We start from the raw sequence: 16,594 nt of genomic DNA, 5'->3' as shown, positions 1-16,594 counted from the left end.
AGCGCAGCATAGGCCACGCCCAGCTTGGCCCGCGCCAACGCCCGCTCGCCAAACCGCGAGGGCGGCGGCCCGCTTGCCTCGGCCCCGCCCGCGCCAGTGGTGATCGTCAGGGCAACGGGGGCCTTGGTCAAATCCGGCTCCCCTCCGCCAGCACACCCATATGCCGCGCAAGCTCTAGCCGCGTCAATGCCAGCTCATATTTCAACGCCAGCGCCCGCGCCTGCCGCTCGGCAAAGGTCTCGTAGACGCCCACAACATCCATCACATCGCGCTGTCCGGCATCATATTGCGCCTGAAAGAGATCAAGGTTCGCCTGCGCCGTATCACGCAACACACTGGCCTCACCCACCTGCCGCGACAGGGCACTCAAACGCCCCTCCAGCCGCTGCACCACACGGTTGCTGTCTTCATCAGCCTGCGCGCGACGACGACTCGCCGCCTCTTTCTCCGCATCCGCCGCTCTCAACTGCGCGCCGGTCCCCAAGCCCAGCAATTGCTCGGACCGCAGGTTGAGGCCGAAATTCGTATCGCCAGAGCCAACCGTGCCCCCCGCCGTCAATCCCGGCAAGAGCCCGGCGCGCGCCATCACAGCCTCGGCAGTGTCACGCTCGCCCTCGGCCACAGCGCGCAAGACATCGAGCGCCCGCATAGTGCCCGCATCAACCGACACCTCGGACAGGCCCGTGACCGCCCCAAGGGGCCGCTCCGCCATGGCATTCAACTCCGCCAGCGCCGTGGCCTCGGCCTCAATCTGCTCCGCCATCACCTCGCGGATTTCCGCCAGACGCGAGCGTAGGATATAGAGGTCGGACATATCCGACACCCCGCCCTTGACCCGCTCCGACATGATCCATTCGAACCGGCTCATATCCTCCAGCGTGCGCCGCTCCAGCGCCAACCGTTCGCGCGCCTGAGACGCCGCCAGATAGAGCGTCAGCGCCTCGAACACGCGCCCGTTCACATCCTCGGCCAGCGTCACGGCGGCCACCTCGACATCGGCCTTGGCAAAGGCGCGCTCGGCTTTCTTGCGGCCATTGTCATAGAGCACCTGCTCGACAATCAACTGGCTGACAATATCGCTCAGACTGGTCAGGCTGATATTCGGGCCGATGCGTGGCAACCAGTTCTTTGACGCGGCCTCGACCCGCAACCGCGCACTCAGCAAATCCGCCTCGGCGCTGCGGCTATAGGCGGCCAGAACCGACCCCGCCACCTGATCAAAACTGCTGCCCGGCACCAGAACCGACCGCCGCGCCTGCAACTCACTGATGATTTCCGATTGCGCGGCCTCTTTGGCCCGTGCCTCTTGATCGGGCCGCATATCCGGACCCGCCGCCGCCCGCGACACCTCGGCATCGTCGCTGCCGCCGTCGCGCAGACATCCCGCCAGCACCAGACAGGCCCCCGCCAGAAACAGTCCCCTCGTTACAGTCCCCATACATAGTCCTCCGACCGTTTCGGCCTTGTCGTTGGAGACGCGCGCCAGCATGGACGCGCGTCTCTATCCGGCATCAGGTGACGATCTGGATATCTTCATCCACCACCACCGTGGCATCATTGCCCAGCGTGTAGATGTCAAAGCTCTGACCGTCGATCACCGTACTGCCCGCAGCCTCGGCCCCGGTCAGCGTGACGCGATCATCCGCGCCCCCCTGCACCAGAACCGTGTCGCCATTGCCCGAAAGCGCCAGAACCTGCGCTTCGCTCAGGCTCAACTGCGCCTGATCCCCGAACCGCAGATCAATCGTCTCGATGTCAAAGACGCTGAGGTTGGGATTGGCGATATTGACGACCGATGTGCTGGTCTCATCCAGCACCACATAGGTGCTGGCGGTATTGCCCCCCGCGTCGGTGCTTGTCACCACCAGTTGCGAGCCATCCGACACCGGTGAAAGCCGCCCCGCCCCGTCGAGAAAGAAATAATCCGTCTCGCCGGTAAACGGGTTGACCTGCTCGCCCAGCGCCAATTCGCGGACATTGCCGCTCGTATCGACCTGATGGATGCTCACATCATCGGTGCTGGTTTCCACCGTCGCATTGCGATAGCCATCGCCCTGCCGGAAATAGCCCACGATCCCCGGCGTCTCGGGCGCCACCATGTCCAGCGTCAGACTGCCGGTGATCTCACGGGTATTGCCCGCCCAATCGGTCGCAGACACCACCATCGCGGCCTGACCGTCCTGCCGCGGGATATCCCCGTCGGGCAGGGTCACCGACCAGTTGCCATTGGCATCCACCGCCGCCTGATAGGTCTTGCCAAAGATCCGCACATCCGCGCTCGATCCCGCTTCGACCTGCCCGGTCAGGGTCACGCCTCCCGCCGCCTCAGAGATGTTGACGATATCGTCGGGCGTCACCGGCCCATCTTGGCTCAGGTCATTGACCAGCGTATCGACCCGCACCGTATCGGTCAGAAAGGCGCTATTGCCGGCCGCATCGGTCACATCGACCCGCAGCGCCGCGTCCCGCTCACCGGATGCAATCTCGTTGGGGCCGAAATTGGCCACCCAAGTGCCATTGCCCGCCACCTGCGCCTCGTGCTGCACCCCGTCGATGGTGACAAACACCCGGCTGCCCGGCTCGATCGTGCCGGTGACGTTGAACCCGCCTGTGGCAATGTCATTGTTGATGACATCGCGCCCATCGGCCCCAATCGCAAGGTTGAGATCGCTCAGGCTGAGGTTGTCGACCTGCGTGTCCACCCGCACCGTCGCATCCACCTCGGTCGGATTGCCCGCCGCATCCACCGTGCGCGCGCTCACCTCGGGCACATGGGTGCCGCGCGTGATCTCAGCGCTCTCATAGCGGCTCTGCCACCGGCCCGCGCCATCCGCCTGCACCGTATGCTCAACCCCGTCGAGGCTGACACTCACCGTGGCCCAGGCATCGGCCGTGCCCGTAACCAGCACCCCGGCACCCGCCTCGGCCCCGTTGATCACCCCATCACCGGCAATCGCCCCGGCGTTCAGCGTCAAGAGACCGGCCTCGGTATCCACGCTCACCGCTTGGCGCAACTCGCTGACGTTGCCCGCCGCATCCGTGGCCACCGCCACAACATCGCCGGTATAGGTGCCGCCCGCAATCTGCGCGCCGGTGAATGTCGCGGTCCAACGCCCATCCGCCGCCACAACCGCATCCACCACCGCCGCACCGAACGTGAGCTTCACCGTCGAGCCCGGCTCGACCGTGCCGCTCATGGTGAACCCATCGCCCTGCTCAGCGGCGTTGATCACGCCATCGGACCCACCCGGCGTGCCCGTCATCCCGAAATCGCGCACCTCGGTATCAACGCGAAAGGTTCCACTGGTGCTGCTGGCATTGCCCGCCGCATCGACCGTGGTCGCCGTTACCTCTGTTTCATATTGCCCAGCCGGTAGCGTGCCCGGATCAAATTCGGCTGTCCAGGTGCCATCCGCGCCCACGACCACTTCGCGGGACACGCCCTCGACCGTGACCGTCACCGTGGCCCCAGCCGTCGACGTGCCGGTGATCGCCACGCCTGCCGCCTCTTCCACCAGATTGACGACACCATCGCCGCCAACCGCACCGGAATTGATCGCAATCGGATGCGGCACCGTATCAATCGCCACCACATCCGTGACCACGGTAGAATTGCCAAACCCATCCGTCGCGGTGATCACCACCGCCACCTCGCGCTCGCCGCCGGGAATATCGGCGGGGTCGAACACCACCTGCCACTGACCATCCTCACCGATCACCGTGGTCTCGGTCACACCCTCGATCACAACGGAAACATCCGCGCCCGGCTCACCGTGTCCGGTGATCTCGATCCCGTCCGCGTAATCCTCGGCATTGACGATATCGTCGGTCGAGACCACACCGTCTTCGATCACAACGTCAGGCGGCGTGGTGTCGATCACGACAACCGGCCCCTCCAGCGTGGTCTCGGTGCCATCGGGCTCCGTCACCACGACGACCACATCATGCTCGCCATCCTCGGGGAAGGTCTCGTCCTCAAAGACGACCTCCCACTTGCCATCCCCATCGGCCTCGGTGGTGACCGTCTGGTCGCCAATCGTCACCTCGACCTCGGACCCCGGCTCGGCATCGCCGGTAATCGTGATCGAGGGATCGCTTGCGTCCCCACCGATGCTGATCGTGCCATCTTCATTGACCCTAGGCTCGATGCGCGGGCGTGCACCGCCGCCGCCTTCACCGCCACCGCCAACCACAGCGGCCGCAGCAAGCCCCGCAGCCCCGACGCCGCCCATCCCCAAGAGACCACCGCCCCCCAAGAGCGCGGCCCCCAGCATCGACACCTCATCCTCCTCTGCCGGTGCGATAATCTCGTTACCCCCGAGAAAGATCAGCTCCTCATCCGGGCTCCACTTGGCCCATTGCTCGGTCGGCCCGTATTGCGCATAGACCAGCCCATCGCCACCCTCGCTCAGCGTCACCTCATTGAGATAGCCATCGGCACTGATAAAGAGCCGGCTCGCGGGCGCGCCCGCGTCGGAATAATACCCCTCCAGCAGCACAACCCGACCATCCGCCAGAGTGATCACAAGGTTCGACCCGTCACGGGAAAACCCCTGAATATCCATCTGCCTCAGATTTAAGGAAATCTCTTGTCCGTGACCCGCCGGGATGACCGTAACGCCACCTTGATCCGAAAGAAATCCACGCTGCGCTTCACCCACACCTGTCCGGGCGATAAAATCAATCGCTTTCATAACACCACCACTCTAACCTCAGGACTCGACACTTTGGTGTGTCGATTTGTTTTATTGCTTCACGATTATCTTTTTTCCCCCACTATCGCTAGATGTTTTTAGGGCGTGACCCTCAAAATAAGCCTATTTTCAATAGATATAGACCAATCGAGTCAATTTCGCCACGCAGCACCACACGGCGCGGTCGTTTACGCAACACGCCGCACACGTTAAACGCATGTTCAAGACGTCTTTCAGCCGGACAGGGGGTTGACGGGCCGGTCTCACACCAACACAGTCACACAGTTTCAAATCCCGCCCCATCACAGGATCATAACCCGTGACGACCCAACTTTCCGATACCGTGGGCCTCCTGCGCGACTTGATCGCCTTTCCCACGATCTCCGAACTCAGCAATCTCGACATGATCGCCTATCTCGGACACCGCTTGGAATCCGCCGGGGCGCGGGTGGACATCTTTCACGACGACATCGGCCACAAGGCCAATCTCTTCGCCACCATCGGCCCCGAGGTCGATGGCGGCATCGTGCTCTCTGGCCATTCCGATGTGGTGCCCGTCGCCGAACAGGATTGGGCCTCTGACCCCTTTGAGCTGACCGAACACGACGGGCATCTCTACGGTCGCGGCACCTGCGACATGAAAGGCTTCATCGCCGCCGCCGTCACCATGGCCCCCTATTTCGCCGACCGGGTGCGCGACCGTCCCATTCACTTCGCCTTCACCTATGACGAGGAAGTGGGATGTTTCGGCGCACAGGCGCTGGTGGACAGCCTGCGCGCGCGCGGCATCCGCCCCGGCGTCGCCATCATCGGCGAGCCCACCTCGATGCGCGTGATCGAGGGTCACAAGGGCTGCTACGAATACACCACCCAGTTCTGCGGACTTGCTGGCCACGGCTCCGCCCCGGAGCGGGGCGTCAATGCGGTCGAATACGCCGTGCGCTACGTCAATCGCCTTTTGGAACTCAAAGAGGCCCTGCGCGCCCGCGCGCCCAAGGACAGCCGCTTTGATCCGCCCTGGACCACGATCAACACCGGCTCGCTCAAGGGCGGTGTGGCCCATAACGTCATTGCGTCCAACGCCATTATCGAATGGGAAATGCGCCCCGTTCAGGCCGCCGACGCTCTCTTTGTCAAAGAAGACCTGCGCCGCTACTGCGAGGAAATGCTCCTCCCCCGCATGCGCGAGATTTGCCCCGAGGCCACGGTGACCACCCAAATCATCGGCGAGGTTGACGGGCTGGAACCCACCGAGGTGAACGAGGCACGCGACATCATGATGGAACTCACCGGCGCCAATGGTGCCGACCTCGTGCCCTTCGGCACCGAAGCAGGGCTGTTCCAGAGCTATGGCATGTCCGCCGTGGTCTGCGGCCCCGGCTCGATTGATCAGGCGCACAAACCCGACGAATATCTGGCGCTCGACCAACTCCAGCAGTGCCTCGACATGCTGGGGCGGTTGGGGGACAGGCTGGTCACCCCTTAGGATCACAGTCGGGTCGCAGAACGCAGCCCGACACCACACCGCCGACAAGCGGTCAGCGGTCTCGACCGGCAGAATCACTAGGCCAGCCGCCTGTCTTGAGGTATCCTGAGGGGGATTTCGTCGCGCCTCATAGGTGTTTATTTTAAACAATCGCAGCCACACCTCTGGGCCGGTCAGTCAGGAGAGGTGTAATCATGACCCTGAAAATCATCGGATCGGGTTTCGGGCGCACTGGAACCATGTCAACCAAACTTGCCCTCGAACAGTTGGGCTTTGGCCCCTGTCACCACATGCTCGAGGTCATGCAGAACCCCGCACAACTCGCCCATTGGAGCGCCATCGCCGCCCACAGACCGGTGGATTGGGAGTCCGTGTTCGCGGGCTACACCTCACAGGTCGATTGGCCCGGTGCCGCCGTTTGGCAACAAACAACCAAGGCTTTTCCCGACGCCAAGGTGATCCATACGGAACGGCCCGAGCGTGACTGGTGGTTCAGCTTCAACAGCACCATCAGCAAGTTTTTTACCCACCAGCACAGCATGGACCTGCCGCCGCATATCCGCGACACATTCCAGATCATGTCAGGATGGTTTCTCAAGGAGACCTTCGAGGATCACACCGACCGCGATTGCGCGATTGCCGCCTACCGGGCGAACAACCAGGCGGTGCGTGATCTGATCCCCGCCGACCGGCTGCTGATTTTTCATGTCGCCGATGGCTGGGAACCGCTCTGCGATTTCCTCGACGTGCCGGTGCCGGACACGTCCTTTCCCCGCTCCAACCCGCGCGACGAATTCTGGGCACATTTCGGCAGAGAACCGTCCTAGGGGGCAAGGCATCGTGCGGTCGTACGGTTTCACCGCACAATCGTACAGGTCCGGGTCTCACCCGCCTCAGAGCTTGCGAAAGGTCAGGTAATGCGGCACGCGGCCCTCGCGCAGTGCCTTTTGCTCGTAACGTGTTGAAATCCAATCATTCCATGGTTCGCGCCAATCGGCGGGCCGGTCTGCCAGCCACTCGAACCCCGCGCGCGGCACCTCTTCCAGAGTTTGCCGCACATAATCCGGAATATCCGTCGCAACTCTAAAAATAGCGCCTTTTTTCAATACCTTGCAGAGTGGCGCTAAATGCTCCTGCGTGACGAACCGCCTGCGGTGATGGCGCTTTTTGGGCCATGGGTCAGGATATAAGAGAAACGCCCGAGACACCGACTCCTCGGGCAAAACATCGAACATATTGCGGACATCACCCGGATAAACCGCAACATTTTGTGCCTCCGCCGCCCGGATTTTCCCCAGGAGCATCGCCACACCGTTGATGAACGGCTCGCACCCGATGATCCCGGCCTGCGGATTCTGAACGGCCTGATGCACCATATGCTCACCGCCGCCAAACCCGATCTCTAGCCAGACCTCTCGATCTCCGAAAAATGACTTTAGATCAATCGGTTGCCGCTCTGGGTTCACGTCCCAATCAACGGCCCCCGGAGACAATTTCGCGAGATCTTCATCCAGATAGGTCTCTTGGCTCGGCCGCAGGGTCTTACCCTTGAACCGGCCATAGAAATTGCGCCACGGCGCGCCTGTCGGATGTCTGTCTTGGCTCATTCTCTGTTAAACTGGCACATGAAGATCATGCGCCAGCCCTTTGATCACACAGCTTTTTTCAGGGCGTCAACCAAGTTGGTCCGCTCCCAGCTAAAGCCGCCATCAGCCTCCGGCGCACGTCCGAAATGGCCATAGGCCGCGGTGCGGGCATAGATTGGCCGCGTCAATTCCAGATGCTCGCGGATGCCGCGCGGGGTCAGGTCCATACATTGCGCCACTGCATTTTCTATAGCAGTTTCATGCACTTGTCCGGTGCCGTGGGTATCGACATAGATCGACAACGGCTTGGCCACACCAATCGCATAGCTCAGTTGCAGGGTGCATTTCTGCGCCAAACCCGCCGCCACGACGTTCTTCGCCAGATAGCGCGCCGCATAAGCCGCTGATCTGTCTACCTTTGTCGGATCTTTGCCGGAAAACGCGCCGCCGCCATGCGGGGCCGCCCCGCCATAGGTATCCACGATGATCTTGCGCCCTGTCAGGCCCGCATCGCCATCCGGTCCACCAATCACAAAGGTGCCCGTCGGGTTCACATGCCATTCGGTCTCATCGCTCAACCAGCCCGCAGGCAGCACCTCGCGGATGTAAGGCTCTACAATTGCACGAATATCGTCGCTGGTCTGGCTTTCATCCGCATGCTGCGTCGACAGCACAAGCTGCGTCACCGCCACCGGACGACCACCCTCATAGCGCAGGGTCAATTGCGATTTGGCATCGGGGCCCAGCGTCGGCTCCGCCCCGGATTTGCGCACTTCGGCCAACCGCTTGAGGATCGCATGCGAGTAAAGGATCGGGGCTGGCATGAATTCCGGTGTTTCATCAACGGCATAGCCGAACATGATCCCCTGATCCCCGGCCCCGTCACGATCCACGCCCTGCGCGATATGCGCAGATTGTGCATGCAACATATTGTGCAATTTCAAGGTGTTCCAATGGAACGCGTCTTGTTCATAGCCGATATCACGCACGCAGTCGCGCACGATTCCGTCGATCCGCCCCATGAAATCCGCCAGCCGGGATTTGTCCGTCAAACCGACCTCACCGCCCACAACAACGCAATTGGTGGTGGCAAAGGTCTCGCAGGCAACCCGCGCATTGGCCTCCTCGGTCAGAAACGCATCGAGGATCGCGTCGGAAATCCGGTCACAAACCTTATCCGGATGCCCCTCCGAAACGGATTCGGAGGTGAAAAGATAGTTATGTCTTGCCATGAAGATGCTCCATTGAATGTCACCGCCACGCCAGGAAGCCGTTGTGGGGGATTAGAGCGTGGTTACGCCCGCATATTGCCAGCGTCAATGCCTATCTGACCGGTCTCGCACGCCTGTGGCCAACCCGTGACAACCCCAGCAAAACAAGGAAAACCGCCAGCATCGGCGCATCCCCCAGCCGCGCGTAAACCGTCGGCGGCAAAGCAGGTGGCAGCGCCGCATCCCGCCATCCCGCCTCCCCAAGGGGCAGCGCCTCGGTGATCCGACCCGTGGCGTCCATCATGGCCGACACACCCGTGTTGGCAACCCGGATCATCGGCAGGCCAAATTCCGCGCTGCGCAGCCGCGCCTGCGCAAGATGCTGATAAGGCCCGGAAAACTTGCCAAACCAGGCGTCATTGGTGATCAGCAGGATAAAATCCGCCCGCTCTGGTGCCGATCGCAGATCCTGCGCGAAAACCCCCTCATAGCAGATCAGGGGCAAGGCCCGGCCAAGCGTCCCCATGTCGATCACCTGCGCCCCCGGACCGGGCGAAAACCCCTGACCATCCTTGGAGGCCATGCCGTGAATGCCCCACTCCGCCAGGAGGTCGCCGTAAGGCATGTATTCGCCAAAGGGCACCAGATGATGCTTGTCATAGACGGCCGCCACACGGCCCCCCGCCTCGACCAGCGCCAGCGTATTAAAGAGCCGCTGTGCATCGTAGCGTTGCAAGCCCACCACCACCGGCACAGCACCCGCCGCCTCTGAAATCACCTCAAGCGTCCGTGCTGCATTCTCAAGCATCACCGGCACAGCCGTTTCCGGCCAGACGATCAGGTCGGGCCGTGTCTCACCCGCCGCCGAAAACATCACCTGTCGGTCAAAGAATTCGCGCATCTTTTCGGGACGCCATTTTTCATTCTGCGGCGCATTGGGCTGGATCAGCCGCACGATGGCCGCGTCCGGCCCCGCTGCGGCCTCGGGGGTCAAACCCGCACCAATCGGCCACAAAACCGCGAGCCCCACGACCCCGAGCAAGCCGACACGCGTGCCTCTCAGCCCCTGCCAGAGCACGACGCCCGCCAGCAAAACCAGCGCCATCAGCCCGGCGGAGCCGAGATATGAGGCCCAATGCAAGAGCGGCGTGTCGATCAGAACATGCCCCGGCTGCGCCCAGGGAAACCCCGTCAAAACATAGCCGCGTGCCAGTTCCAGCACCCCCAGACCACCGATGAACCCAAGGGCCCCACCGCCCATGATCCGGCCAAGCGCAAAACCCGCCGCCCAAAAGAGCGCGAGTCCCCCCGCCAATCCCAAGAGCGCAAAGGGTGCCATCCAGCCGTGCCGCGCCACGTCCACCAGAAACGGCTCTATGATCCAATTGAGCGAGACCAGAAAATACCCGGTGCCAAGCGCCCAACCCAACCCGGCCGCCTGCCGCCAGTTCCCGCTCCGCAAAAACAGGCCGAAACTCAGCGCCAGCGCCACAACGGTCAAAGGCCAGGCACCGACTGGCGCCTGCCCAAGAGCTGCCACAGCCCCGATCCCACCCTCCAGCAGAATGCGCCAGCGGCGTGGCAAGCCCGCAATCCGACAGGCAAGCACCGCAGCGCGGCCTGTTTCAGCCATTCTTCGCCTCTGGCAGGCGCACGCGCACCCGCTTGATCCGGCGCGGATCGGCCTCCATCACCTCGATCACCGGGCCCGCAGGATGCTCGATCACCTCACCGCGCACCGGCACACGCCCCAACAGCATAAAAACCAACCCGCCAAGCGTGTCGATCTCTTCCTCGTCGATCTCATCCGACTCGGTCAGCGATTGACCGATCTCGGCTTCAAAATCCTCAAGCGGCGTTTTCGCCAAGGCCACGTAACAGCCGGGTCTTTCCAGCGTCCAGTATTGGCCCTCGTCGATGTCGTGCTCATCCTCGATCTCGCCGACGACTTGCTCAATCAGGTCCTCAATGGTCACCAGACCGTCGACACCGCCGTATTCGTCGATCACCAGCGCCATATGCCGCCGTTCCGCCTGCATCTTTTGCAAAAGCACCCCAATCGGCATCGAAGGCGGCACAAAGAGCAAGGGCCGCAGCATGTCATTGAGAACAAACGCCTCACTGCCACCGTTGAACCCGTGTTTGAGCGCAAAATCCTTGAGGTGGATCATGCCAGTTGGAGTATCCAGTGTGCCGTCATAGACCGGCAGGCGTGACATGCCGCTGTCGCGGAACACATGCACCAGATCCTCTTTCGTGATCGTATCAGGGACCGACACAATGTCAGCCTTGGGGATGGCCACATCCTCGACTGCCATATGCCGCAGGTTTCCCATGCCTGGCACCCCGTTTGCCGGAGCAGCATGCTGATCTTCGGCCTCAGCCGCTTCATCAGTTGTCGAAAAAACCCCAAGTATCCGGCGGAAAAATCCGCCCGAGTCTTCGGTATCCTTCTCGTCTTCAGACGGCGCGCTCTGCGCTGCCGTAGACGATCCGTCTATACTCTCGCCCATCCATCTCTTTCCAGGTGACAGGGCACAAGGCCCCAGCACGGCTAATATGGGTCAGAGACCCCCAGTTTGCCAAGTATCTCCACCTCTGTTGTCTCCATCAGAGTGGCATCTTGGTCACGCAGGTGATCATAGCCCAGCAAATGTAACACCGCATGCACAATCAGGTGCGTCACATGGTCTGCAAGCGATTTATCGCCCTCTGCTGCTTCACGCAGGCAGGTTTCCCAAGCAATTGCGATATCCCCGAGTTCGGGATCAGGGCCGGAAACCGGCAGACCGGGCCGTGCGCCTGCCTTCTCCGCCCCGCGTTCCTCACTTGGCCAACTCAACACATTCGTAGGCTGCGGCTTGTCGCGGAAATCCTCATTGAGCGCCGCGATCCGCGCATCGTCGCATCCGAGGACGCTGATTTCCCACGCCTCAGGATCAAGGCTCAGATGCTCCAGCGTCGCGCGCGCCGCGCGCTCGGCCAAATGCTCCAGTCCCGCCGCCTGCCAGCGGTCGTCCTCGATCACCACATCGCAGAGCATGCCGGATCAGCCTTCCGCCTCATAGGCCTCGATGATCGCGGCAACCAGCGGATGCCGCACGACATCCTTGGAGGTGAAATAGTTGAAACTGATCTGCGGAATGCGCGTCAACAACCGCTCCGCATCCGCCAACCCCGACGGCACACCGCGCGGAAGGTCGATCTGCGTGCGGTCGCCGGTGATCACCATCCGACTGCCCTCGCCCAGACGCGTCAAAAACATCTTCATCTGCATCGAGGTCGCATTTTGCGCCTCATCCAGCACCACAAAGGCATTCGACAGCGTGCGCCCGCGCATGAACGCCAGCGGCGCAATCTCGATCTTCTTTTCCTCGATCAGCTTTTGCACCTGTTTTCCGGGCAGGAAATCATTCAGCGCATCATAGAGCGGCTGCATATAGGGATCGACCTTGTCCTTCATGTCGCCGGGCAAATAACCCAGCTTCTCGCCCGCCTCGACCGCCGGACGGCTCAGGATGATCCGGTCCACATGCCCTTCGATGAACATATTGACCCCAACGGCCACGGCCAGATAGGTCTTGCCAGTGCCCGCAGGCCCGATACCAAAGGCCAACTCATGCTGAAACAGCGACCGCACATAGGATTTCTGCGCCTCTGTGCGGGGCTCCACGTATTTCTTGCGGGTCTTGATCTCGACCGGGCCGCTCTTGAACATCTCAAGCTGATCGCCGGTCAGTGCGCCGGTCTCCACCTCAGATCCGCCCATCCGCAATTCACGGTCCACGTCGCCGCTCTCAACAGCGCGCCCACTTTCCAGCCGGGAATAGAGCGCCTGCAAAACGCCCGCCGCCTCCTTCACAGGGCCATCATCTCCCAACACTGACAGGTGGTTGCCGCGCCGGACGATCTGAACACCCAGCTTGCGCTCAATCTCGGCAAGGTTTCGGTCATATTCGCCGCAGAGGTCGATCAGCAGCATGTTATCGGGGAAGTCGATTACGGCCTCATGCATCGAGGCCATATCGGCGGCGGGGGGCGGTGCGCTATTTCCCAAGCAAATCTCCCACAGACTCAAAGGTTCCCTTACACAGTGCCAAGATGCGTGACCATGCGCAAGCAGCCAGCCTCAAATGACCCGAAACCGGCGGAAAAAAATACGGGCCTCACCGGGCCCGTATGATTTCTTGGCAGTGGCACAGATCCGGATCAGATCGGATCGCCAATGAGATTGGTGGAACCCTGTTTGAAATTACCGGTCGCAACGGTCGGCGGGGCGATGCCGGAACAAACCGGCTTGCCGAACTTGTCCAGACGCTGCGACAGGTAGCCTTCCACACCGTCGTCGATGATCCAGTGATCACAGCCGTTCGGATCGACCCAGATCCCAGCCTGCATCTGGCTCAGGTGGCCCTTGTCAAAAAAGTTGCGATCAAGTGTTTTGTCCGGACCCGCGTCACAGGCCGCCAAAAGTCCGACCATGGGCAGGGCGAGCGCGATTTTATAGGTTTTCATAGCTCAGCCCCCTCAGCGCCAGCACAGGATTTCGACACGGCGGTTCTGCGCCATGCCTTCGGCAGTGTTGTTAGACGCCTTCGGCATCCGTTCCCCGTAACCGCGCACATCCGCGATGCTGGCCCCGATTCCGCGGGCCACTGCCGCAACGGAATTGGCGCGGCGCAGCGACAGACCCATGTTGTATTCGTCCGAGGCGCGGCTGTCGGTATGGCCAACGATCGTATAGGACACGGCATTCGCTTGCTGAAAAAACTCACGCAACCGTTGCTGCCCCGATGCGCCGATGCGCGAACTATCCGTGGCAAAGAGCTGATCGGTATTCACCACGCCGCAGAGGTTCGCCTCCCGACAAACAGGAATACCTTGCCGCGTGACATGCGGGCTCATATAGCCTTCGGCCCCGTCGTCCATCACCCAATGCTCACATCCATCCGGGTCCACCCAGATCGTGGGAATGTAGCGTTCCCCAACGACCGTCCGTTGCTGTTGCGCAGACACGCCACTCGCCATCACCGCGATGCCAAGAGCAATGGCACTTGCCCCCCGCACCAGTTCGCGCAGCGCTCTCGAAATGATTTTCGTCACGACCCCAGTCCTTTTATTGCCCCGCGGCGAGGATACCCAAACCAAAGCTCCCAACCCTATAATAGGGAAGAATAGTATCAACAATTGCCCTAAAGTGAAGCAAATTCCACCAGATATTGTGGCTAATGGGGAAACAATGCCACGCTTACGCCACATTTCGTCACGAAAGCGCGGAAATCAGTGAAATTTCAATGCGAAAGCAGACGCCCGGCCAGCGAGTTCGGCCCACTCTCGATGATTTCAACTTGGCGCAGATCCCCGACCGCCACATCGCCGGTCACATGCACGGCATGCAGATAATCGGACTTGCCCACCATCTGACCGGGCATCCGGCCCGGCTTCTCAAACAGCACGCCGACGGTGCGTCCGACCATCGAATTCTGCGCCGCACGCTGCTGACGGGCGATCAAGTCTTGCAGACGGTGCAGCCGCTCGGTCTTGACCGCCTCAGCCACTTGCGCCCGCTCCGCGGCCGGCGTGCCCGGACGGGTGGAATATTTGAACGAGAACGCATAGCCATAGGTCACCGCCTCGATCAGATCCAGCGTCGCCTGAAAATCTTCTTCGGTCTCCTCGGGAAAACCCACGATGAAATCCCCCGAAATAAGGATATCGGGCCGCGCCGCCCTAATCCGCTCGATCAGCCGCAAATAGCTCTCGGCAGTATGGCTGCGGTTCATCCGTTTCAGAATTTTGTCGCTGCCCGACTGCACGGGCAAATGCAGATAGGGCATCAGCTTGGCACAGTCGCCATGCGCTGCGATCAGATCGTCATCCATGTCATTCGGATGACTCGTGGTAAAGCGGATACGCTCCAGCCCGTCAATGTCATTGAGCGCCCAGATAAGCCGCGCAAGACCCCAGTCTCCGCCCTCACCGGCCCCGTGATAGGCATTGACGTTCTGACCCAGCAGCGTGATCTCACGCACGCCCCGCTCGACCAGATCACGCGCCTCTTCCAGCACCCGCGCCACAGGGCGGCTGACCTCAGAGCCGCGCGTGTAGGGCACAACACAAAAAGCGCAGAACTTGTCGCACCCCTCCTGCACGGTCAAAAACGCCGTCGGACCACGCGCCGCCTTGGGCCGGTGGCGCAGCTTGTCAAACTTGTCCTCAAGCGGAAAATCCGTATCAAGCGCCTTGCCGCCCGCGCGCACCTGCGCCTCCATCTCGGGCAGCCGGTGATAGCTTTGCGGACCCACCACAAGATCGACCAATGGCTGACGACGCATGATTTCTTCGCCCTCGGCCTGCGCCACGCAGCCCGTCACGCCAATCTTGAGATCGGGCTTGTCATCCTTGAATTGCCGCATCCGCCCCAGTTCGGAATAGACCTTCTCGGCGGCCTTCTCGCGGATATGACAGGTGTTGAGCAGGATCATATCGGCCTCTGCCGGATCTTGCGTCTCGACATAGCCTGCGCCGCCCATAGCCTCGGCCATACGCTCGCTGTCATAGACATTCATCTGACAGCCATAGGTCTTGATATAGAGCTTTTTCACATCCGCCATGCGCCCGGCCTCCGCCATTGGGTTCAGGTCGCTTGACTACATCACAGCAGTGGGCACTTGCAATGCCTGAGCGTTTGGCGGAGTCTGCCATCAAAAGAAGAGCATGGATCAGAGGCAGACCAAAACATGAGCGCACCCGATCTCAAGACCTTTCTCGCCGCCCCCGGTAAGGCGCTTGCCAAGGGTCCGATTGCCATGGTGTTCGCCGAGGACGAAACCGAGCTGAATTCCACCCTGCGCCATCACCTCGACACCGGCTTTGCCGCTGTCCTGCTGTTTGCGCCGGATACGTTTTCTCTGGCGCGAGACGTGACCGAGGCCCCGGGCCTGCACCGCATCCGTCACGATCTGGCCTCTGGCGACAGCCTCACCGACGCGGTCAACGCCCTGATCGCCGCCGCCCCCGGTCTCTGGCTGTATTACTGCTATAACGCCGAGTATCTGTTCTACCCATTCTGCGAAACACGCACCGTCGGCGAAATGCTTGCCTTTCACACCGAAGAACGGCGCGACGCGATGCTGACCTATGTGATCGACCTCTACGCCGACGATCTGGAAACCTACCCAAACGCCGTCTGCCTCGAGGCGGCCCATATGGACAAGTCCGGCTATTATGCGCTCGCCCGTCCCGATGTTGACAAGCACAACCACCCCAAGGAACGCCAGCTTGATTTCTACGGTGGCCTACGCTGGCGGTACGAGGAACATATCCCTGCCAAACGCCGCAAGATCGACCGCATCGCCCTCTTTCGTGCGAAACCAGAATTGCGGCTGCGCGATGATCACAGCTTCTCGGACGAAGAATACAACACCTACGCCTGCCCTTGGCATCACAACCTGACCAGCGCCATCGTGTCCTTTCGCACCGCCAAGGCGCTCAAACGCAATCCCGGCTCGACCTTCGACATCCACAGCTTCAAATGGCACAATTCCATTCCCTTCGAATGGCACTCACGGCAATTGCTGGATTTGGGTCTGATGGAACCGGGACAGTGGTTCTGAA

At 61.3% G+C, this 16,594-nt stretch carries 14 protein-coding genes and 1 riboswitch; of the genes, 3 read left to right on the top strand and 11 right to left on the bottom strand.

What is annotated here, in order from left to right; all coding sequences use genetic code 11:
• Window positions 1-127: 127 nt before the first annotated feature.
• Window positions 128-1,489, bottom strand: a complete 1,362-nt coding sequence (locus tag VR71_RS04445; RefSeq protein ID WP_296429865.1) for a TolC family protein — start codon at window positions 1,487-1,489, stop codon at window positions 128-130.
• Between the two features lie 22 nt (window positions 1,490-1,511).
• Complete coding sequence (locus tag VR71_RS04440; RefSeq protein WP_045681549.1) at window positions 1,512-4,694, bottom strand: Ig-like domain-containing protein; 3,183 nt, start codon at window positions 4,692-4,694, stop codon at window positions 1,512-1,514.
• Between the two features lie 319 nt (window positions 4,695-5,013).
• Here VR71_RS04440 and argE point away from each other — a divergent pair, with 319 nt between their 5' ends.
• Window positions 5,014-6,180, top strand: a complete 1,167-nt coding sequence (gene argE, locus VR71_RS04435) for an acetylornithine deacetylase (RefSeq protein ID WP_045681547.1) — start codon at window positions 5,014-5,016, stop codon at window positions 6,178-6,180.
• Between the two features lie 194 nt (window positions 6,181-6,374).
• Window positions 6,375-7,007, top strand: a complete 633-nt coding sequence (locus tag VR71_RS04430; protein ID WP_045681545.1) for a sulfotransferase family protein — start codon at window positions 6,375-6,377, stop codon at window positions 7,005-7,007.
• A gap of 66 nt (window positions 7,008-7,073) precedes the next feature.
• On the opposite strand, the gene VR71_RS04425 is transcribed toward VR71_RS04430, so the two are convergent.
• The 9 genes from VR71_RS04425 to miaB form a co-directional block, all read right to left on the bottom strand.
• On the bottom strand, window positions 7,074-7,787 hold the full coding sequence (locus tag VR71_RS04425; protein ID WP_045681543.1) for a tRNA (guanosine(46)-N(7))-methyltransferase TrmB: 714 nt from the start codon (window positions 7,785-7,787) through the stop codon (window positions 7,074-7,076).
• A 44-nt stretch (window positions 7,788-7,831) separates the two neighbouring features.
• Entirely contained in the window at window positions 7,832-8,998 is a 1,167-nt protein-coding gene (metK, locus tag VR71_RS04420; protein ID WP_045681542.1) for a methionine adenosyltransferase, read from the bottom strand.
• A 5-nt stretch (window positions 8,999-9,003) separates the two neighbouring features.
• Window positions 9,004-9,051: riboswitch (SAM-SAH riboswitch) on the bottom strand.
• A 38-nt stretch (window positions 9,052-9,089) separates the two neighbouring features.
• Window positions 9,090-10,610: an apolipoprotein N-acyltransferase gene (gene lnt, locus VR71_RS04415; protein ID WP_045681540.1), complete on the bottom strand. Its 1,521-nt coding sequence runs from the start codon at window positions 10,608-10,610 to the stop codon at window positions 9,090-9,092.
• Window positions 10,603-11,490 (bottom strand): transporter associated domain-containing protein, encoded by an 888-nt coding sequence (locus VR71_RS04410; RefSeq protein ID WP_009818263.1) that lies wholly within the window; start codon window positions 11,488-11,490, stop codon window positions 10,603-10,605. Before VR71_RS04410 ends, lnt begins: the two co-directional genes overlap by 8 nt.
• Window positions 11,491-11,531: 41 nt before the next feature.
• Window positions 11,532-12,020 (bottom strand): rRNA maturation RNase YbeY, encoded by a 489-nt coding sequence (ybeY, locus tag VR71_RS04405; RefSeq protein WP_045681538.1) that lies wholly within the window; start codon window positions 12,018-12,020, stop codon window positions 11,532-11,534.
• A gap of 6 nt (window positions 12,021-12,026) precedes the next feature.
• On the bottom strand, window positions 12,027-13,001 hold the full coding sequence (locus VR71_RS04400; protein WP_009818261.1) for a PhoH family protein: 975 nt from the start codon (window positions 12,999-13,001) through the stop codon (window positions 12,027-12,029).
• Between the two features lie 185 nt (window positions 13,002-13,186).
• Entirely contained in the window at window positions 13,187-13,492 is a 306-nt protein-coding gene (locus VR71_RS04395; protein ID WP_009818260.1) for a hypothetical protein, read from the bottom strand.
• 12 nt (window positions 13,493-13,504) lie between these two features.
• Complete coding sequence (locus VR71_RS04390) at window positions 13,505-14,005, bottom strand: OmpA family protein (RefSeq protein WP_254656482.1); 501 nt, start codon at window positions 14,003-14,005, stop codon at window positions 13,505-13,507.
• 263 nt (window positions 14,006-14,268) lie between these two features.
• Window positions 14,269-15,591, bottom strand: coding sequence for a tRNA (N6-isopentenyl adenosine(37)-C2)-methylthiotransferase MiaB (gene miaB, locus VR71_RS04385; RefSeq protein ID WP_040651465.1), 1,323 nt, complete (start codon window positions 15,589-15,591; stop codon window positions 14,269-14,271).
• 126 nt (window positions 15,592-15,717) lie between these two features.
• Here miaB and VR71_RS04380 point away from each other — a divergent pair, with 126 nt between their 5' ends.
• Window positions 15,718-16,593, top strand: a complete 876-nt coding sequence (locus tag VR71_RS04380; protein WP_045681536.1) for a glycosyltransferase family 2 protein — start codon at window positions 15,718-15,720, stop codon at window positions 16,591-16,593.
• Window position 16,594 lies beyond the last annotated feature (1 nt).

The sequence above is a fragment of the Roseovarius sp. BRH_c41 genome (genome assembly GCF_000961715.1).
GTDB lineage: Bacteria > Pseudomonadota > Alphaproteobacteria > Rhodobacterales > Rhodobacteraceae > Roseovarius.
Note: the sequence above shows the minus strand (reverse complement) of the source record. Positions and strands in the feature narration are given on the sequence as shown.